The sequence below is a fragment of the Emticicia sp. 17c genome (assembly GCF_037153985.1).
Classification (GTDB): domain Bacteria; phylum Bacteroidota; class Bacteroidia; order Cytophagales; family Spirosomataceae; genus Emticicia.
Window position 1 is genome coordinate 251,153 of record NZ_JBBAYI010000005.1, and the last position, 21,534, is coordinate 272,686.

The 21,534-nt window shown below is 45.6% G+C and carries 8 protein-coding genes; 2 read left to right on the forward strand and 6 right to left on the reverse strand.

Annotated features, from left to right (window positions below; genetic code table 11):
- Nucleotides 1-143 precede the first annotated feature (143 nt).
- From WAA15_RS12465 to WAA15_RS12490, 6 genes are all read right to left on the reverse strand, one after another.
- On the reverse strand, nucleotides 144-1,649 hold the full coding sequence (locus WAA15_RS12465; RefSeq protein WP_337043090.1) for a lipopolysaccharide biosynthesis protein: 1,506 nt from the start codon (nucleotides 1,647-1,649) through the stop codon (nucleotides 144-146).
- 34 nt (nucleotides 1,650-1,683) lie between these two features.
- A complete protein-coding gene (locus WAA15_RS12470; protein ID WP_337043091.1) occupies nucleotides 1,684-4,992 on the reverse strand; it encodes a VCBS repeat-containing protein in 3,309 nt (1,102 codons plus the stop codon).
- Between the two features lie 166 nt (nucleotides 4,993-5,158).
- Nucleotides 5,159-8,488 (reverse strand): VCBS repeat-containing protein, encoded by a 3,330-nt coding sequence (locus WAA15_RS12475; protein WP_337043092.1) that lies wholly within the window; start codon nucleotides 8,486-8,488, stop codon nucleotides 5,159-5,161.
- Nucleotides 8,485-11,847 carry a VCBS repeat-containing protein gene (locus WAA15_RS12480; protein WP_337043093.1) on the reverse strand — a complete coding sequence of 1,121 codons (3,363 nt, stop codon included), beginning with the start codon at nucleotides 11,845-11,847 and terminating at the stop codon, nucleotides 8,485-8,487. The genes WAA15_RS12475 and WAA15_RS12480 overlap by 4 nt, the downstream gene beginning before the upstream one ends.
- A gap of 93 nt (nucleotides 11,848-11,940) precedes the next feature.
- The gene (locus WAA15_RS12485; protein WP_337043094.1) at nucleotides 11,941-13,416 is read right to left on the reverse strand and encodes a RagB/SusD family nutrient uptake outer membrane protein; all 1,476 of its coding nucleotides are present in this window, start codon (nucleotides 13,414-13,416) and stop codon (nucleotides 11,941-11,943) included.
- 50 nt (nucleotides 13,417-13,466) lie between these two features.
- Complete coding sequence (locus WAA15_RS12490) at nucleotides 13,467-16,481, reverse strand: SusC/RagA family TonB-linked outer membrane protein (protein WP_337043095.1); 3,015 nt, start codon at nucleotides 16,479-16,481, stop codon at nucleotides 13,467-13,469.
- A gap of 798 nt (nucleotides 16,482-17,279) precedes the next feature.
- Between WAA15_RS12490 and WAA15_RS12495 the strand changes: the two genes are divergently transcribed.
- Nucleotides 17,280-20,213 carry an FAD-binding and (Fe-S)-binding domain-containing protein gene (locus WAA15_RS12495; RefSeq protein ID WP_337043096.1) on the forward strand — a complete coding sequence of 978 codons (2,934 nt, stop codon included), beginning with the start codon at nucleotides 17,280-17,282 and terminating at the stop codon, nucleotides 20,211-20,213.
- A gap of 450 nt (nucleotides 20,214-20,663) precedes the next feature.
- Complete coding sequence (locus WAA15_RS12500) at nucleotides 20,664-21,188, forward strand: hypothetical protein (RefSeq protein ID WP_337043097.1); 525 nt, start codon at nucleotides 20,664-20,666, stop codon at nucleotides 21,186-21,188.
- Nucleotides 21,189-21,534: the final 346 nt, after the last annotated feature.

Sequence of the window (21,534 nt, forward strand, 5' to 3'; positions counted from 1 at the left end):
AAATGTATGATGGCATTTGATTGAAATAGAAAAAGAATAATTTCACCAAAAACCATTGAATAGTGAGTTTCTTTGAAAATTTGCGGGGCGGCCCGTGCGTTAGTGCGACTTTGCAACCCTTGCAGGGGGCCATACAAAAGCCCCTACATTTTAAAGAATTTTTTCAGCCCCAGACTTTTGCGCTCGGTAAATACAATCACAAACAGAAACAGGAGGCTGAGCATGATATGGAACGGAATAGAAAGATAAGGATTCTCGATTTTTATCTGCCATGAAGCAAAAATCAACACGCCTGCCCCTATAAGATAGACCATAACACGACCAATTTCGTACGGAATTGGGTAGTATTTTTCGCCTAGCAGGTAGCACAGCACCATCATCACGAACGACGAAACGGCAAACGTAATGGCACAGCCTACATAACCCATGCGCGGAATAAGTATGAGGTTCAGCACAACGGTTATGAACATTCCGACGAAGGTCAGAACGGTTCCGAAATAGGTGCGGTCGCTGAGTTTAAACCAGATTGACATATTCTGATACACGCCAATAAACAAATTGGCCAACAACAAAATAGGCACAACCACAATGCCAGAGCGGTAGCTTTTGCCCAGAATAAGGCTGATGAGGTCGATGTTGAGGCTTACACCCACCCAGATAACGACACACGCAATGGTAAACCACTTGGTGGCTAGGGCTATCATAGACGGCGAGTTTTTATCTTCGGCTTTCGAGAAAAAGAAAGGGTCGGCGGCGTATCGGTAAGCCTGCACCACCAGCAACATAAATATAGATAATTTATATACGTTGGCGTAGACACTGAAGGCATCGTCGGTAGATAAGCCTTTATAAAAGCCTTCGGGCAGTATCTCGCGGAACATGATGCGGTCGGCTACCTGATTAACGGCTCCGGCCAGCCCCATTATCAGCAGCGGGTAGGCATATATCAGAATCGGCTTGAACTTCTGGAAGTTGAAGGTAAACCTGAAACCCACAAACTCGCGCCAGAGTAGCAGAATGGTGGCAAGGCTAGCAATAAAATTGGCCCAGACAATGTAATCAGGCCCTATTTTAGGGTTATAAAAAAATGCGGCGAAGGGTTTCCATTCGGGCAGAAATACACCATCGTAGATGTATTTGCAGAACATCAGATAAAAAATGTTAAGCCCGATATTAATAAAAATATTAGCCAGACGAATAGCCACAAATTTTTTGGCGCGGTTTTCGGCCCTGAGTTTTACGAAAGCAATGGCGGCAACGGCATCGGTAGCCAGAATGATAGAAAACCAGACAATGAGGCGTTCTTTACCCGGAAACCCCATTGCGTTGATGATAGGCGTAGCAAAAAAGTAAATAACGCCTGAGAAAATAACGCTACTCAGAATAATATAAGACAAAATAAGGTTGTAGTACTCCTGCCGGTTTTCTTTCTTGCTGGCATAGCGGAAAAAAGCCGTTTCCATACCATACGTATAGATGATATTGAGCAGAATAACATAAATATAAAGCTGGTTGTTGTCGGCGAGCAAGCGTTGTTGATGAAAAACACGGGTATGCACGGCTACGAGAAGCCAGTTCAGGAATCGCCCGACAATACTACTGATACCGTAAAGGGCGGTATCGCCTGCCAATTTTTTTACTACACTCATGTTTCAGTTTCAGGGAAAATCGGGTATTGCACTGCTAAAACCCGATTACTTGTGCTTTGTCGTTATTTTTTGCCAAAATTAGCATATTTTTCTTAGCTCCCCTGACAATTTTCATCCGGCGTACCTGTCCGTTGCTGAAAAAGCCCGTATCTTTTGGTTTCAGCACTTCAAATTGCCCTTTGCCTTTGCCATGCAGCACCAAGCCATGATTACTGTCGTAACGGCCAATCTCGGGCAAAACATCGTAGAAGTTTCCGGTTAGCAGAATATCAGGGTTTTTGTCGTTGTCGTAGTCGCAGACCTCAATGCCAAAAACGGGCGAAAACTGCACTTCAATGGGCAGGGCTACCATAGTAAAGTTACCTTTGCCATCGTTAATGAAGAAGGATGTCTGCGGGTTTACCACTGATTTCTCAATCATGCCCTCTTTTTGTTCGCTGGTAAAGATTTCGTCTACCGATTTATTGGCGTAGTCTTTATGGTACACAAAACGCTCTTTAATGGAAGGAATGGTTCGTTGCAAATCGGGTTTTTGCATAAGCGGAACCAGTTTGCCATTGTTATAGACGCAAATCAGTTGCTCAACCAGCCCGTTTTTATCGAAATCGTTTATGCAGAGGGTGGCGGGTTGCGCTTTTGAGGCCGTCAGTTTTGAATTAAGCCCTAAATTCCCGACGATAAAATCTTGGTCGCCGTCGTTGTCGATGTCGGCGATTTTAATGGTGTTCCACCAGCCCGCCGAATCAGGAATAGGGGCAGGAGCAGCCAGTTTACCTTGCTTGTTTTTCAGTATCGAAACGGGCATCCAGTCGCCCACCAGCACGAGGTCCGTCCAGCCGTCGTTATCGATGTCGGTCCATGCGGCATCAGTAATCATGCCCACTTCGCCCAGACTTTCGGCGGTGAATACACCTTTGCCGTTGTTGCGTAAAAGAAAACTTTCGGGGCTTTTGCCATACTGCGCGCTTATCATGCGTGAGCCTACGAATAAGTCGAGGTCGCCGTCTTTATCAAAATCATGGGCGGTTACACACGCCGTGTTTTCGAGGAGGTTGGGCAGGTTGTTGCTCAACGAAAAATTACCCTTGCCGTCGTTGAGGTAGAGCCTGTCGGCCAGTAGCGGGTTTCCTTTCAGAAACTCGTTGCCGCCCGTGGCTACGTAGAGGTCGAGGTCGCCGTCTGAATCGGCATCAAAAAAAAACGCGGCTACTTCGTCGGCATGGGGAGTCTGGGCAAAAACCGCCTGATTAGACACCCTGAAAGTGCCGGCAGGTGTTTGCAGGAACAATTTTCCGGTAGTGTCGGTAGCTGCGCCCAGATACACATCTTCCAGCCCGTCGGCGTTTACGTCGCCCACCGCTAATGCAGGCCCCTGCCGTGAGAACAACTGTTTCAGGGTGGCATCGCGGTTATAATCAACAAAATCGTTTTCGGTGTGGGTGTAGTTCAGGGCTGTCTGGCCCGTTATGTCGGCAAAGTATTGTTTAAGCCGAGTAGGGGCAAAGCTAACGGTCTGGGTAGCGTTTTTTTGTTCGAGTACTAGCTCGGTATTGGCCTTTGGGTTTTTAATGACCTGTTTTTTGTCGTTCTGCCAGATAACGGCCAGCGAGTCGATATTGGGGTTGTTGTCAAGCCCGAAAATCAGGATGTGGTCGCTCGACGACTGAAACCCATGATTAGGCATTGACTGCAAATACTGGGTTTTGCCTTGCTGGTAGAGGTAGACCTTTGCGCCTATGCCGAAGGCATTGTGGGTGTTGCCTTTCAGGTTGATGCGCAAGTAATGCTTTTTGAGTTTTTCGATGGTGTTGTTCCGAAACACCGACACGGGCATATTGTTGTTATTAATGACGAGGTCGAGGTCGCCGTCGTTGTCGAGGTCGCCATAGGCCGCTCCGTTTGAAAAACCCGGTTCGCCCAGCCCCCAGTCGGCGGCTTTGTTTTCAAATTTCAGGTTTCCCCGATTATGAAAGGCATAGTTGGCAATGGGCTGCGACGGCATTTTTTCGACCATCTTGTTAATATTGGGCCGGCCGTTGCGGTCGAGCATTTGCGGAATGGTGTTTTTATCGGCCAGAAAACTGATAAAGTCTTGGTCGGTAAGGTCATGAATGATGCCATTGGCTACGAAAATATCTTTCAGGCCATCGTTATCCATGTCGAAGACCAAAGCCCCCCAACTCCAGTCGGTAGCATGAATACCCGCAAGTGCGGCTACCTCGCTAAAGAGCGGTGTGCCGTTGTGGTTTTCGCCGTTGTTGAGTTGTAGTGTATTGCGTGTATACTGGTGGTAAAAATCGCGTTCTTCCTTGATTTTTTCGAGTTCGTAGCTTTCAAAAGTAGAAGTAGTTTTGAGGCGGTAGTCGTCGTTTGGGAGCATATCAGTAACGAAGATGTCCAGATTGCCATCATTGTTAATGTCGGCGATGTCGGCTCCCATAGAGTTGAGGCTCGTATGCCCCATTGATTCTTCGACGACCTCCTTAAAGGTGCCGTTTTTCTGGTTAATATAGAGGTAGTCACGTTCGTAGAAATCGTTTGAGATGTAAATATCGAGCCAGTTGTCGTTATTTACGTCTCCGACCGTGATACCCAACCCGAAGCCTATCACGCTGCCATAGATACCTGCCTGCTGGCTTACGTCGGTGAATTTATTGTTGTCGTTACGAAAGAGCTTATGCCCGCCGAAGGGGTCGCGCTGGCTGCGCAGGTTTTCGTACTGTAATTTGTTTACCTGAATAAAGCTGTTGTTGAGCAGGTAGCAGTCGAGGTCGCCGTCGCGGTCATAATCAAAAAAAGCGGCGTGTGTAGAGTAGCCCCCATCAAAAAGGCCGTATTCTTTAGCCATTTCCTTGAACGACGGAATACCATTCCGTCCTACGCCCTGATTAATAAACAACTCGTTGCCGCGCGTATCGTTGCGCAGTTCGCCCGAATTACAGACGTAAATATCGAGCAGGCCGTCGCCGTTCACATCGGCAAAAGTTACGCCCGTACTCCAGGCTTTTGTGCCGCCCACGCCCGCTTCGCGGGTTATATCCTGAAACTGGAAAGACTCACCGTTTTGAGTTCCTTTATTGAGGTAGAGCTTGTTTTCGCCCTGATTGGCCGTCAGGTAAATATCGGCGTAGCCATCGTTATTAATATCACCTATGGCCACACCCGCCCCATTATAGAAGTTGCGGTAATTGATGATATTCATTTCGGGAGTATCCTCTATTTTATTCATGAAGTCGATACCCGTCTGAGAGGCATCGAGCGCATCGAACAGTGTATCATGAGAACTATTCCTGCATGAAACCAGACAAACGATAAAAGCGAAATAAACGAAAGACTTTCCCATTGAAATAAATACACAACACTTATGAAAACCCTGCCGCCTGCCCAATAGAAAAACTGTAAGGCAGGGCCGCCAACTGACCAGTAAAATTAGCAATAGAAATCGGTTTTCGGTACAGTTGCATCAGATAACCGAGATAATACTGTACAAAGGCGGCCCAACTAGCGTTTTAAGGCAGGCGTTTGAAAACCTGCATTTTATCGTTATTACGCAAAACAAAATACAGCGGGCCTTTAGGCGTGTTAACGATTTTGATGTCGCGCACATCGCCCTCCTGAAGAAAACCAGTATCAGTCGGCACCAGCGGCGTGAAATCGCCTTTGCCATTGCCCTGCAAGATAAGCCCGTAAGAAGCATCATAACGCGCCTGATACATATTAGCCCCGTAGAAGTTGCCGCCAATGAGCACATCGAGGTTGCCGTCGGCGTTGACATCTTCGGTACGAAGCACCATAATTTTTGATACCTGCGCCAAGCGCGGCAAAGGTTTCAGTTTAAAGGTCTTGTTGCCGAGGTTTTCGAGATAAACCGATTCAAAGGTATTCACAATTTTTTCGTCGGCCCCGTCGAGGTCTTTTTTACTAAAAATCTGGTCGAGCGTTTTGCCGGAGAAATCTTTGTAATCGACATATTTTTTATTGATAATACCCGGAATCTGTTTGCCCAGTTCGTCTTTGCCATTCACGGTATACCAGTCGTCGCCGCGGTTATAAGCCAGAATATGCTCTTTAGCCTTGTTGTCGTCGAAGTCTTTGGTGAGCATTTTAAGCTGGCCGCCTTCCTGCTTGCGGAACTTGGTATTGGTTCCGAGATTTCCGACCACGAAGTCGATGTCGCCATCCTTGTCAAAGTCTCCGGCGGTAATGCTCGCCCAGAAACCCGTAAAGTTGCCCAGTTGAGAGTCGATGAGCTTAAACTTGCCCTTGTTGTTTTCAAACATCCGAATCGGCATCCAGTCGCCAACCACAGTCAGGTCAAGGTCGCCGTCATTGTCGAAGTCGGCCCATACGGCATCTGTAATCATGCCCGCTTTTCGGAGTTCGGGCGCAAGCGTAGCCGTGGCGTCAGAGAATTTACCTTTGCCGTTATTAAGCAGCAGGTAAGAGTTAGGAGTTTCGCCGTACTGATACCCAACCACACGCCCACCCACAAAGAGGTCGAGGTCGCCGTCTTTATCAAAATCACAAGCCCTTACGCAAGCCTTGTTGTCGAACATAGGCGGCAGCGCGTCGGTCGATTTAGTAAAGTTTCCTTTGCCATCGTTCAGGTAAAGGCGGTCGAGGAGTTCGGGCATTTTGTCGTAGAAATCGTTTCCGCCCGATACCACATATAAATCAAGGTCTTTGTCGTTGTCGGCATCGAAGAAAAGCGCGTCTACGTCTTCAAATATAGAGTCGGCCTTGAAGATGGGCTGCAAACTTTGTTTAAAGCCGTTAGGTGTTTGCAGGTAAAGCTCACCGGCCTGATATTTGGCTCCGCCCACGTAGAAATCGTCAAGGCCGTCGCCGTTTACGTCGCCTACGGCCATTTTAGGGCCTTCGATAGAAACCTTGAACGGAATGAGCGACTCGCGGGTGAAATCGAAATAAATGTTTTCTTTATGCACAAACGGAATGTTGGTGGCCGCCGTAATGTTTTCAAAAACAGGTTTTTGTTTATGAATAAAGTCGTAGTTTTTACCGTCGAGGCGGGCGTTGTTCTGGTCTAGCACCAGTAGTTTGTTGGTAGCCGGATTAGTAATTACCTCCATTTGCTGGTTTTCCCAGATAACAATGAGGGAATCGACCTTAGCCGTTTTGCCGATACCAAACAGCAGCGAAGGCTCAACCGAACTCATGAAGCCCCGCGTAGGCATTAACTGTTGCAGTTGCTCGCCCTCGGTGGTTTTCAGAATAACTTTTGCCCCCACGCCAAAGGTATTTTTGTTGTTGCCTTTCAGCTTTACTTTTACGTAGTTGTTGCCCAGTTTTTCGCGGCTGTTGTTGAGGTAAATACCCGCTTGTTCGTTCAGGTTATTGGTAATGAGGTCGAGGTCGCCGTCGTTGTCGAGGTCGGCGTAGGTGCTTCCGTTGGCTACGTTGGCTTCTTCAAAGCCCCACTCAAGCGATTTATCCTGAAACCGAAGCTCTTTGGTTCCTTTATAAAGGTAGTTGTGCCACTTGCCGCTAGGCATTTTGTCGATGGCCTTCTGGTCGAGTTCATGAGAGGTGGGCAGGTTGTAGTGCAGCGAATCGCTCATGATAAACTTGAGGTAGTCGAGGTCATTAGGGCGGCGGAGAATACCGTTAGAAACGAAAATATCCTTGATGCCGTCGCCGTCGTAATCGGCCATGAGGGTGCTCCAACTCCAGTCGGTAGCGGCTACGCCAGCCATAGGGGCGATGTCGCTGAAACGCTGCCCGCCCATGCTCAGTTGCAAGCAGTTGCGGCTGTATTGGTTAAAATACCCGAATTGCAGTTTATAGAGGTAGATGTCGAGCGGGTCTTCTCCGACCGACGATTTTTCAACTTTTTCATCTTCGGGGTACATATCGAGCGTCATGATGTCCTGAAAACCATCGTTGTTAATATCGGCGATGTCGGACCCCATCGAAAAGCGGCTCAGGTGCGTAAAATGCTCCTTAATGGCTTCTTTGAAAGTGCCGTTTTTCTGGTTAATGTAGTAGTAATCATCCTCGTGGAAATCGTTACTTACGTAAATATCGAGCCAGCCGTCGTTGTCAACATCGGCTACCGAAATACCCAGCCCGTAGCCCATTGCGGCCTGATAAATGCCGGCTTCTTTGCTTACATCCTTAAACTTGCCGTTGTCGTTACGGAAGAGGTAGTCTCCGGCTTCGTTGTCTTTGAGCATACGGGTGTTTACGCGGTCATAAGAGCGGGTGTTATGCACGGCATGGTTAAGCAGGTAGCAGTCGAGGTCGCCGTCTTTGTCGTAGTCGAAAAACGCGGCCTGTGTGGCAAAGCCTGTGAAATCGAGGCCGTACTCGCTGGCTTTTTCGGTAAAGGTAAGGTCGCCGTTGTTGATGTAAAGCTCGTTTGAGCCTTCAAGCCCTTTGTAGTTAGCCACGGCACAGACGTAGATGTCGAGCAGGCCGTCGCCGTTTACGTCGGCCATTGTTACGCCGGTTTTCCAGTCAGACAGGCCGCCAATGCCGGCTTTGTCAGAGATGTCTTCAAATTCAACGGGCGAGCCATTGGTTTTGCCTTTATTGAGGTAGAGTTTGTTTTTGCCCTGATTAGAAACAAAGAACAAATCGACGAGGCCGTCGTTATTGATGTCGCCCGCGGCTACGCCTCCACCGTTATAGAAATAGAGGTAGTCGAGGATATTGAAGTTTTCGGTTTCGGTGATAGTATTGGCAAAATCGACTTTCGTTTGTGCAGACGAGAGTTTGTCAAAAAGTTTGATACTATCGGTTTTCTTGGGTTGGTTGCATGAACTGATAACCAGCACAGCCATGCTGGTTATGCTTAATAGTTTAATTACTGATTTCATTTTTGCTGCTTTTTAAAACTAAATACCTGTGCTTTGTCGTTGTTTTTGGCTAAGACCAGCACTTGCCCACTTCCAGCAGGGTTGTTTGATGCTGTTTTTACTTTTTGCATTTTTCGGACTTGTCCGAGGGTTCTGAAGCCTGACTGGTCGGGTTTCAGCGTTCTGAATTCGCCTTTTCCTTTGCCTTCCAGTATTAGCCCATAGTTGGCATCGAAACGCCCCCATTCAGGCAGTACGTCGAAGAAGTTTCCGGCCAGTGCAATATCAAGCACGCCGTCGTTATTGAAATCACCTGTTTCGATAGCAAACACGGGCGACAACTGCGCTTCCATTGGCAGGGCTTTCAGGGTAAAGTTGCCTTTGCCGTCGTTGATAAGGAAAGAGGTTTGCGTATTGGTAATCTGTTTCCGAACCACGCCTTTGAGTTGTTCAGGCGTAAAGATTTCCTCAAGGGTTTTATTGGCGTAGTCGGTATATTTCACAAACTTCTTTTTAATGATAGGCAAAGCCCGCTGAAGCTCGCCTTTCAGCACCATCGGGTAGGTGTTGCCGTCTTCGGTGAGGCAAGAGATAATTTGCTCGGTTGAGCCGTTGTGGTCAAAATCGTTAATATCCATAAACGCCGGATGCTCGGCAGTGGCTTTTAGTTTGGTGTTTTGGCCCATGTTGCCCACAATGAAGTCGATGTCGCCATCGCCGTCAATATCGGCAGGTTTGAGGGTATTCCAGAGGCCCTCCGAGTTGGCAATGGTTTCTTTGAGTTGCAGGGTTCGGCCGCGGTCGTTTCTGAAAACCACAATACCGCCCCAGTCTTGGGTCACGATGAGGTCAGGGAAGCCGTCTTTGTCGATGTCGACCCATTCGGCGTCGGTTACCATGCCGAGGTCATTAATTTGTGGCATGAAGCGTTTCGAGAGGTTCTTGAAACCGCCCGTGCCATCGTTGATGTACAGGTTGCTATGGGGGCTGAGGCCATACTGACCTGAAATCATTCTTGAACCTACAAAGAGGTCGAGGTCTCCGTCTTTATCGAAATCGGCGGCGGCTACGCACGAACCGTTTTCGTTGATAGGAGGGAAGCGGATGTCACGTTTGAAATTGCCTTTGCCATCGTTTAAGTAAAGTAAATCGTGCAGTTCGGGGGCATTGGGTTCAAACTCGTTGCTACCTGTTACGATGAAGAGGTCGAGGTCGCCGTCTTTGTCGGCATCAAAAAAGAGGGCATCGACGTTTTCGGTGGTGGTATCGAAAGCAAAGTCGGGCTGTGTTGATTCAACGAAGCGTCCGTTTTTTTGCTGGATATACAGTTTTTTTGCTTGCCCTGCGGCTCCGCCGAAGTAAATATCCTCGAGGCCGTCGCCGTTTACATCGCCTACGGCCATGGCGGGGCCTTGTGTTGATAGTTTCTGTTTCAGTAGCACGTCGCGGTCATAATCGACGAAGTTGCTTTCCTGATGCAGGTAGTCGAGCGTGGTAGTGGTGATGTCGGTAAAGAGCAACGATTTTGCCATCGGAACGGGTTTGTATACCTGTGTGGCATTTTTGTAGTCGAGGGTCAGGATACCGTCGGCTTTGGGGTTGGCAAGTAGCTGCATTTTATCGTCAGGCCAGACTATTCTCAGCGAGTCGATGGCAGGTATTTGCCCCAAGCCAAAAACCATCTGGTGGTCGCTTGATGACTGAAACCCGCGGTTAGGCATTTGTTGTAAAACTTTTTGCGAACCTTGCTGGTAAACGGTAATGGTAGCACCGATGCCGTTAAGGTTTTTGGCGGTTCCTTTGAGCCTCAGAATCAGGTAATGGTTTTTGGTGGTTTCGGAGGTTTTGTTTTTATAGACCGACAGCGGCGCGTTTACGTTGTTGACGACGAGGTCGAGGTCGCCGTCGTTGTCGAGGTCGCCATAGGCAGAGCCATTCGAGAACCCTGGCCCTTCGAGGCCCCAGCGTTTTACTACGTTGGTAAATTGCAGGTTGCCGTTGTTTTTATAGGCGTAGTTAGGAATGGGTACTGACGAGATTTTATCGGTAAATTCTTTGTAGTCAAATTTTTTGCCTTCGAGCATCTGCTGCATGGTGTTGCGGTCTCCGAGAAACTCGACGAAGTCTTGGTCGGTGAGGTCTTTGGCAATACCGTTTGCCACGAAGATGTCTTTGAGGCCATCGTTATCCATATCGAATATAAGCGCGCCCCAACTCCAGTCGGTGGCGTGTACGCCCGAAAACTCGCCGATTTCGCTAAAGGTTCCGTCGCCGTTGTTGAGGTGGAGCATATTACGCATATACTGGTGCCAGAAACCACGTTTCTGTTTCATTTCGGAGAGGTTGTAGCTTTCAAACACGCTGGTGGTTTTGAGGCGGCGGTCGTTGGCGGGTAGCATATCGGTAACGAAGATGTCGAGGTTGCCATCGTTGTTAATATCGGCGATGTCGGCCCCCATTGAGCTAAGGCTGATATGCGGCATTTCGTTTTCGATGTCTTCTTTGAAAGTGCCGTTTTTCTGGTTTATGTAGAGGTAATCGCGTTCGTAGAAATCATTGGAGATGTAGATGTCGAGCCAGTTGTCGTTGTTTACGTCTCCGATGGTAATGCCTAAGCCAAAGCCAATTAAACTGCCGTAAATGCCGGCTTGCTCGCTTACGTCGGTAAATTTCAGCGTGCCTTTTTCGCTATCGTTTCTGAATAGTTTATGCCCTCCGAGGCGGTCGCGTTCGTTGCGGAGGTTCATGTAGCCCAGCCTGTCGATGGGTGTGAAGCTATTATTAAGGAGGTACATATCGAGGTCGCCGTCGCGGTCATAATCAAAAAAAGCGGCGTGGGTCGAGAACCCGCCATCTTCAAGACCTACTTCACGGGCCATTTCCTTGAACGACGGAATACCATTCCGTCCTACGCCCTGATTGACGTACAACTGGTTGCCGCGTTGGTCCTGACTACCCGAGTTACAAACATAGATATCAAGCAGGCCATCGCCGTTTACATCGGCAAAAGTAACACCCGTAGACCAGAACTTTTTGCCCACAATGCCTGCCTGTTTAGATACGTCCTCGAACTTGAACGAGGAGCCATCTTTCACCCCTTTGTTGAGGTAAAGTTTGTTATCTTCAAAATTAGAAGTAACGAAAATATCGGAGAACCCATCGTTGTTTACGTCGCCGATGGCTACGCCACCGCCGTTATAAAAGTTACGATAGTTAAAAATGTTAAATTCTTTTTTCTCTAGACTTCTGTTGACAAAGTCGATACCCGTTTCAGAAGCCGGAACAGACTCAAACAGTGTGTCGCCGTCTTCTTCCTGCTGGTTTTTCCGGCAAGAGAATAGCGCATAGGTACAAACGAGAATCAGGAGTATTTTTTTCATCGGAATAGGTTAAAAAGCCAGCGTCTTGGTCTGGTAGCTGTAAAATAAAAAGGCAGACCACCCTGGATCTGCCTTTTTTAATCTTATTGATTATTAATACCCAGGATTTTGTTTTAATGCTGGGTTTGCATCGATACGAGGTTGAGGAATCGGGAACAACTCTTTGTTTTTATCCGTATTCTTCATGAATTTTCTTTCTTTAGAATAAACCCCGAAACGAATCATGTCGTTACGTCTCCAGCCTTCCCAAGCAAGCTCGCGGCCTCTTTCAGCAAGAATAGCGTCAGCAGTAAGGGTTGTTAGTGGAGCCACACCAGAACGGGTTCTGATAGTGTTAACGTCGGCCAATGCTTCAGCAGTTTTACCTAGTCTGAAAGCCGCCTCAGCTCTTACCAGAATGGCATCAGCCAGACGGAACACAACGAAGTCGTTGCTTTGGTCGCCGTTAGGGTTATTTCTTTGAATCTCATATTTTTGCGAACGAGCACCCGCTACCTGAAACTCAGGGTCGGCGTCGGTCATCTGGTCTTTATTGAAATCAGTAATGAAAGCCAGAGGCTGGTTTTTAGCATCAGTTAGCGGAGTACCGTCAGCCGCATATTGCTGGCCAGTTAACCACATTTTGATACGTGCATCTTTAGGGTCAAAAGAGTTATAGAACTCAGCTAAAGTACAGAAACCATTCCACGGAGCGTTACCTAAGTTATAAGTACGTTGGTTAGCATAGTGAAGGGTTCTCATCTGGAAGTTCATACCACCTGCTTTGAAGTTATCGTAAGGAATATTCCAGATACTTTCAGTTGAGCCTTGGTTCTGAACCGCGAAGTTTTCGAGCGTGCTGGCTGTTAGCGTATAAGCGTTAGCCGATTTGATAACCTTGTTAATGGTATCATACGCTTTTTGCCATTCTGGTGTGCCTTTGTATACACCGGCATTGAGGTATAATTTAGCCAGAAGCATATTGGCTACGTCCTGATTGATACGGCTATATACTTTACCTGCGTTAAGGTTCGGAATAACCGCTGTTAGTTCAGACTCGATAAAAGCGTATACTTCTGCACGGGTTTTAGTACCGGCGTTTGAGCTGGCATCGGTTACGATAGGTACGTTACCGAACATATCAATAGCCATGAAGTAATAAAAAGCACGAATAGCGCGAAGCTCGTCAACGGCTTTCTGATTACTTTTTACCACCTGCATTAACTGGTTTACCTGTGAGATATTACCAAAAATGAAACCCCATGCGTTGTTGATTGGTGAGTGTTGCGCGGTGTAAGTATGGCGCGAGTACGCCAGCCAGTCACCGTTGTCGAACCAGTCACCCCCACGAGTAGGCACAATCAACTCATCGGTTGTAGCTTCACTTGGGTTAAACCAGTTGTCGGTCATGCCTCTCAGGCCACCATAGGCAGGCCCAAGAACGGCCGCAATCTGGTCGTCAGTTTTAGGGAAATTACCGTCATCAATGATTGAACTATACACTGGTTCTGTTAGGTCAGTACAAGACTGCAAGCCTAGTAAACTAAGTGCTGATACAGAAAGTACTTTTATTATATTTTGTCTTTTCATTTGATTATTATTTTATAAGTCAGTCTTATTTTAAAAATAAAGATTAGCTATTAGAACGAAAGATTAATACCTGCTGTGATACCACGAGTTTTGTAATAAGTTTCGCGCACGTCAATACCCGGAGCTCTTTGGTTGTCTCCGTCTACTTTTAACGCCTGACTGATTTCAGGGTCTACACCTGAGTATTTAGTAAACAATAATAAGTTATTACCAGCAATGTAAATACGTGCTCTTCTTAACACGCCTAAGTTAGCAGGTAGTGTATACCCTAACGAAGCGTTGTTTACACGCAAATAGTTACCAGATTCAACGTAGTAGTCCATCGGGATAGTTGCCGAGTCGTTGATTGGTGAAGTAAGCGCAGATTTAAGTGCGTTCGATTCAGCAATACGGCCATCTTGTCTTCCTAACAACAATTGGTTAGTGTTCATGATTTTAGCACCCAAGTTGCTTGTTAGTTGGAACTGGAAGTCGAATCTTTTGTAAGTAAAGCTGTTGGTTAACCCACCTACGAAGAACGGGTTCGGGTCACCTAGGTAATCTCTGTCACCGGCACTTGGCTCAACGGTTCCGTTGTTGTCAAGGTCTTTGAACACATATTTACCATTTTCGATTTTAGCAACTCTTGCACCGTAGAACACACCCACAGGGTAACCAGCCTGTAATACCGAGAAGTTAACGGCAGAAGTACCTCTGATATTGCTACCCAAGTTGGTAGTCAGGAATATCTGGTTCTGAGCCTTGAACAAGTCGTTCGATAAGCTGATAACCTTGTTTTTGTTGAATGAACCTGCAAATGTTGAGCTGAAAGTGAAATCTTTTTTATCAATCCATTGGTAAGTTAACGAGATTTCAACCCCTTTGTTTTGCATACTACCTACGTTAGCAAGGATAGTCGGGTAGATGTATCCTTTTTCTTGAGGTGCATTTACTACATATAACAAGTCTTTTGTTTTACGAGTATACCAGTCGATATTACCGGTTAGTTTTGATTTCCACAGAGCGAAGTCAATACCAGCACCGTAGTTTTCGTTTACTTCCCATTTCAGGTTAGGGTTAGCATTACCCTGAATAGCATAAGAAGGCAAGAAATCGTTAAGTGTAGCATCGTAGTAAGTACCACTTGGGCCATAGAAACCTCTTGAACGTAACGGAGAGATACCTTCTGAGTTACCAGTTCTACCCCAGCTTACACGAAGTTTCAAGTTATCAACAGTTGGGTTTCCTTTCAGGAATGCCTCTTCGCTAAGTGTCCAACCTACTGAAACCGACGGGAAGAAACCCCATTTGTTGTTATCCCCGAATTTAGTAGAACCGTCACGACGCATATTTACAGTAGCGAAATACTTGTTCATTAAGCTATACTGCACACGACCTAAAAACGAAATAAGTTTGTATTCGTTTTTGTAAGAACCCAAAAGGTTCGGGTTGCTTCTGATACCCAAGCCAGAACCGAGGTTATCGGCACCGAAAATATCAGTCAGGAAGTTATTGTTAGAAGCACCGAAGCCTTCAGAAACAACATCCTGATAAGTATAACCCGCCAATACATTCAGGTTACTGTTTGAAGTAATAGCTTTAGAGTAGTTCAGGGTAGTTTCCAACTGTTTGTCGGTTACGGCATCCAGACCTCTTGAAGCAGCATTACCACCTACTGTACGTAGTAGGTTGTCAGGCGTAGAATGAGCGTAGTAGCTTGAGTTTTTATTTTGTGTACGTAAAGTTCCGCTCACGTTCAACACTAAACCATCAATAATAGTATAACCAGCCTGAGTATTGAAAAGAAGGTCTTGAAGTTTTTCTTTTTGAGTAGTATTCTCAATCAATGCCAACGGGTTAAAGTTAGCAAATGTACCCGGTATCTGGAAATAAGTACCATTCTGGTTATAAACAGGGTCGGTTGGGCGCATATTCATGGCAAAACCGATAGCTCTGTCTTGTGCAATGTTTGCATCAGCCTGCGAAGCCGAAACGTTGAATTTCATTAATAATTTGCCGTTCATGCCTTTAGCATCAAGGTTTAAACGACCATTCAAACGCGCTTTGCTTGAACCCAACAACGTACCAACTTGGTCAAGATAACCAACCGAAGCTCTGTATGAGAAGTTTTCAGAACCACCCGAAACACCCAAGTTATGGTTTTGAGTCATGGCAGTACGTGTAATAACTTTCATCCAGTCGGTGTTAGCACCGTTATCATCAAAAGGTTGGTTGTATTTCTGAGCAGCTTGTCTGAACTCGGCAGCATTAAGCAGGTCAGGTCTTTGTGCAATTGTTTCACTACCAACATATCCGTTATAATCTACGGTAGTAGCACCTGCTTTACCTCTTTTGGTAGAAATCAGGATAACCCCGTTAGCACCTCTTGAACCATAAATAGCAGCCGAAGAAGCATCTCTTAGTACGTCCATCGTCAGGATGTCCTCAGGAGCAATGTTCTCGATAGGCGCGCCAATCACCCCATCAATTACATAAAGTGGCTCACTACCTGCACTCAACGACCCCGTACCACGTAGGCGTACAGTTGGGCGGGCGTTAGGGTTACCGCTACTTTGTGTAATTACCAAACCAGCAACTTTACCTTGTGCCGCAGCAAGTGGGTTAGTTACTACCCCTGCGTTAAAATCGCGGCTACTTAAACTTGTTACTGTACCCGAAATTTCTTTTCTCTTCTGAGTACCATAACCAACAACAACAACTTCTTCTAGTGCTTTAGAGTCGTCTAAAAGCGTTACATCAACAACTGTTTTGTTGCCAAGCGCAACTTCTTGCGTTTGCATACCTACAAAACTGAATACTAGGGTAGCATTTTTTGAAACACCCGGAAGTTTGTATGTACCATCAACGTTTGTCTGAGTACCTTTTGTAGTACCTTTCTCTTGCACAGTTACACCTGGCAGGCCAGTTCCATCAGTACCTTTTACAGTTCCTGTAACTGTTACGTCCTGAGCCATTACCGTAAATGTGAATGATGTTAGCAACATTGCAGCAAGGGTGAAAACATACTTTTTCACACTAGCCAATAGCCGCCCAGAGGGGCGACCCACTTGGTAGGAATTCATCATAGGTTGTAATTAAAGTGAGTTAATAAATTTTCGTAAAAACTTGTTTATCAGACATTTGCACTACCATTTCGACACCCCCTTTTTGCACTATTATTGGAATATGCCGTGAATATATAGAACATTACTGCTAATTAACTTTCAAAACTACAAAAAGAAATATTTAAAGTCCAAAAAAATGCGTTAAAAATTCAGTAAAACGCCAAAAAAAACTGATGAAAATTGTACAAAACCCATAGTATATTGATTTTTACAGTAATTTTTGCTGCCTTTGGCACGTATTATTTATCGGTTTATGGCTAAATGACAAAAAAATATAACAGAAGTGCACTTCCACAACCCCCTGTGGCCCTGCGCCCAAAGCCCGCTCACGGCAGGTATTTACTAGCCGGCCACTTGCCCCAACATTAAAAAACTCCTATCGGCTCAGGGGGGCATCAGGCTACATTTCGGGGCTTTTCTGGTGCTGCAATCGTTTTAAACCAGTTTTATGGCCACAGGGCTGCATATTGGAATAATACCAAATCATAAAACCCACACTACCGCCTTCGGTTGCCCTGCAAAAATCAATGGCTTGGTACAAAATGCTAAAAAATAATTGGTAATCTGCTGACATTTAGAGCTTTGTAAAAATCATTTTTGCCAAAATATTGTTTCAATTTCAGGCACATAAATGCCCCATTTATGGCATCTGGTAAAATAATTCTTTTGTACTTTTTAAATAATTTATTCGGTAGATTATTTAATTTTGGAGTCTTCTTTAAAAATGAGTACAGGATATAAAATTTGAATTGACAGATAATGCTTGATGACCAACTGAAACAGCTTGCCCAGACACTAGAAGGCGAACTTCATTACGATAAAGTCATGCGGACACTCTATGCTACCGATGCCTCGGCCTACCGTGAGATGCCGCTGGCGGTGGCTATTCCGAAAAATGAATCTGACCTGCAAAAACTTATATCCTTTGCCCAAGATAACCATACGTCGCTGATTCCGCGCACGGCCGGAACCTCGCTGGCCGGGCAGGTAGTCGGGAGCGGCATCGTGGTAGATGTCTCAAGAACTTTTACAAAAATTCTGGAACTCAACAAGGCCGAAAACTGGGTAAGAGTACAACCCGGCGTTGTGCGCGACGAACTGAATATGTTTCTGAAAGAGCACGGGCTGTTTTTTGGGCCGGAGACCTCAACCGCCAACCGCGCCATGATAGGCGGCATGGTGGGCAATAACTCGTGCGGGTCTAACTCGGTTGTATATGGCTCAACGCGTAACCACCTGCTCGAAGTAAAAGGCTACCTGAGCGATGGCTCTTATGTTACTTTTAAAGACCTGAGCTTGGCCGAATTTGAAGCAAAATGCAAAACCGCCGATACCACCCTCGAAGGCCGCATTTACCAACATATTAACCGTGTGTTGAGCAACGGAGAGGTACAGGACGAAATCAGAAACGAGTTTCCGAAAAGAAGCATCGAACGCCGCAACACCGGCTATGCCATTGACGAACTACTCGAAACCGAAGTGTTTACCCCTGCTTCGGAGGCCCCTTTCAATTTCTGTAAACTCATTGCGGGGTCAGAAGGAACCCTGATTTTCCTGACAGAAATAAAACTGCACGTAAACCCGCTGCCGCCACGCTTTGCGGGGCTGGTGTGTGTGCATTTTAATTCGATTGATGAATCGCTACGGGCCAACCTCATTGCCCTTAAATATAAGCCTTCGGCCGTTGAACTGATTGACCACTACATTCTGGAATGTACCAAAGAAAACAAGGAACAACGCCAGAACCGTTTCTTTGTACAGGGCGACCCGGGCGCAATTCTGGTAGTAGAACTTGCCCGTGACTCGATGGAGGAAGTCAGACAACTGGCTGCCGACATGGAAGCCGAAATGCGCGCCAGTGGGCTGGGGTATCATTTTCCGGTGCTTTTTGGGGAAGATACCAAAAAAATATGGACACTCCGAAAAGCCGGACTAGGCTTGTTGTCGAACCTGCCGGGCGACGAAAAAGCCGTGGCCGTTATTGAAGATACCGCCGTTGATGTAAACGATTTGCCTGAGTTTATCAGGGAGTTTAACGAGGTGCTGGCAAAAAACAATATGTCGTCGGTGCATTATGCACACGCCGGTTCGGGCGAAATCCACCTGCGCCCCATTATTAACCTCAAAACGCAGGAAGGCCACCGCCAGTTCAGGCTCATTGCCGAGGAGATTTCGACACTCGTAAAAAAATATAAAGGCTCGCTATCGGGCGAGCATGGCGACGGCCGCCTGAGAGGGGAGTTTATACGCCAGCAAATTGGTGAAAAAAACTACCAGCTCATTAAAGAACTGAAACAGGTCTGGGACCCTCAGCATATTTTTAACCCCAACAAGATTGTTGACACTCCACCGATGGATAAGTTTCTGCGCTACGAAGCAGGGCAGCAAACCCCTGAGCTACAAACGGTGTTCAGGTTCAGCAACCAGACAATTCTGCAACACGCCGAGCAATGTAACGGCTCGGGCGATTGCCGCAAAACCGAGCTTAGCGGGGGCACTATGTGCCCTAGTTACATGGCTACCCGTAACGAGAAAGACACCACCCGCGCCAGAGCCAACATTCTGCGCGAGGTGCTTACACGCTCCGAGAAACTGAACCGCTTCGATAGCAAAGAGGTAAAAGAAGTAATGGACTTGTGCCTTGTGTGTAAAGGCTGTAAATCAGAATGCCCCTCGAACGTAGACGTTGCCAAGCTGAAAATGGAGTTTCTGCAACACTACAACGAAGAACACGGCGTGCCGTTGCGTTCGTGGCTTATAGGCAACTATGCCAAAATGAGTAACCTTGCCTCTTATGTGCCGTGGGCCTATAACCTTATTTTTGATAACGCGCCGCTTCGGAAAATAGCCAACAAAGTAGTAGGGTTTCACCCCGACCGCACCATGCCGCTATTGCAGAAAGATACCCTCAGAAAATGGTATCAGAAGCACATCGGTAAAAACAGCAATGCCAACGCCACCAGAAAGGTGTACTTGTTTTGTGATGAATTTACGAATTATAACGATGTCGAAATCGGGAAGAAAACCATATTTCTGTTACAGAAACTAGGCTATGAGGTTATTATTCCGACCCATGTTGATGCCGGCAGGGCTTACCTCTCGAAAGGGATGCTGAAAGAAGCGCAAAAACTGGCTAACAAAAACGTAAGCCTGCTGAAAGACCTCATTACAGAAGAAACCCCGCTGATAGGCGTGGAGCCGTCGGCCATTCTGACGTTCAGAGACGAATACCCCGACTTGGTAACCGACCAACTGCTGCCACACGCCCAAGCACTGGCTAAAAATGCGCTACTGGTTGATGAGTTCATTGCCCGCGAAATAGACAAGGGGAATATCAGCAAGGCGAGCTTCACGACCGAGAAAAGGCTAATAAAACTACATGGGCATTGCCAGCAAAAAGCGGTGGCTTCGTTAACACCCACCAAAAAGATGCTCTCGTTGCCAGCCAATTACGAAGTACACCTGATTCCGTCGGGCTGTTGTGGCATGGCGGGGTCGTTCGGGTATGAAGAAGAGCATTTCGATATTTCGATGAAAATCGGTGAACTGGTGCTTTTCCCGACCGTCAGGAAACAAGCCGACGACGTAATTATTGCAGCCCCCGGCACTAGTTGCCGCCACCAGATACACGACGGAACCGGCCGCACGGCCCAACATCCGGTCGAGATTCTGTGGGATGCCCTGCAAAAGTAATGGTGTAGCGCACTTGGTGTGGTGAGTAAATATACTCTGAAAGTTAAGGTACATTCTTCTCCCTATCTGGCTGATTTTTTATATTCCGCCGGATAGGGGCAATCATTTATGCAATCTCATAAGTATAGGTGCAAAGCATTTCTTTAATAGCTTTCTCTTGAATAATAGTATTACGTCTATTTCATGTTTAATAATAAATATGAGCTAATCATATTCAAAATACTCAAACGTGCTTCGACCTCTTTTAGTAGGTATGAGTTTTTATAAATTTTGTATCTTTAATTATTCTTATCTAAATCTTCAATTCTTCTTTTTTGTCGATATTTCTCGCGTCAGAAATGCCAAATGACGCATTTGAGGCAACTTCAGTAAATTTATTTGCCAATAACAAAACTTCTATTTACTATTGAGTATGAAATATTATTTCCCCTTTAAAAATTAAGTTTTGCTATGAAAAAAAATATGATAGTGTTTTTTTTATGTTTACTTATTTCAAATTCTCTATTTTGTCAGACTCTAGCTATAAAAGACTTGATAAAAAAGATGACTTGTGAAAAATTTGAATGCTTTAATGATTTTGTTATTAATAAAGGTTTTAGTTTTTCTAAATCAGAAAGGTTTAGTTTGTCAAAAAAAAATTCAGGAATCTATTATTCATATATATCAGACTCTAATTTTACAGCAACGAAAAATAAAGGCGTAACTACAAGAAATACAGTTACAATATATTTTCTTGACGATGGTACAACTAGAATATCATTTAGTACAAGTGTTAGTAAATATTATCAGACATTTCTAAATGAAATTAAATCTTTAAATTATTTGTCGACTGGTTCGGCACCTATGACTGATGGAGTTATTGTTACTTACTCAAGTAAAACAATAAAAGATTATGATATTACTGTAACAACTTCAGTCGGAAAATTGCAAGACATGAAATATAATATTTATATATTAATGATAGATAAGATATAAATATCTTTGACTAAGAATAAGCCATTGAAGGTATACACAGACCTGTGTTTGGGGTTAGCTCAAAGTGAGTTTTTTCAAACCAATCCAGTTGTACGAAGGTAATACCTAATGTAAATAACCCTTTCAGAATTGCTATTAATCATTAAATTTGCTCCGTAATTTAACTTAACAGGTAAGCAGGGTTCGGCTAGCCGAATATGATTTTTCAAAGAATTACCCGCCTCACCTCATCTGCACAAGTGTTTGATTCCCAACTGATTCCCACATTAAAAATGAACTTTTTTTTGAACTCAAACATACAAAAGAAAGTTTTCTTATGTATGTTTGAGGCTTTTTCGGATAGTAA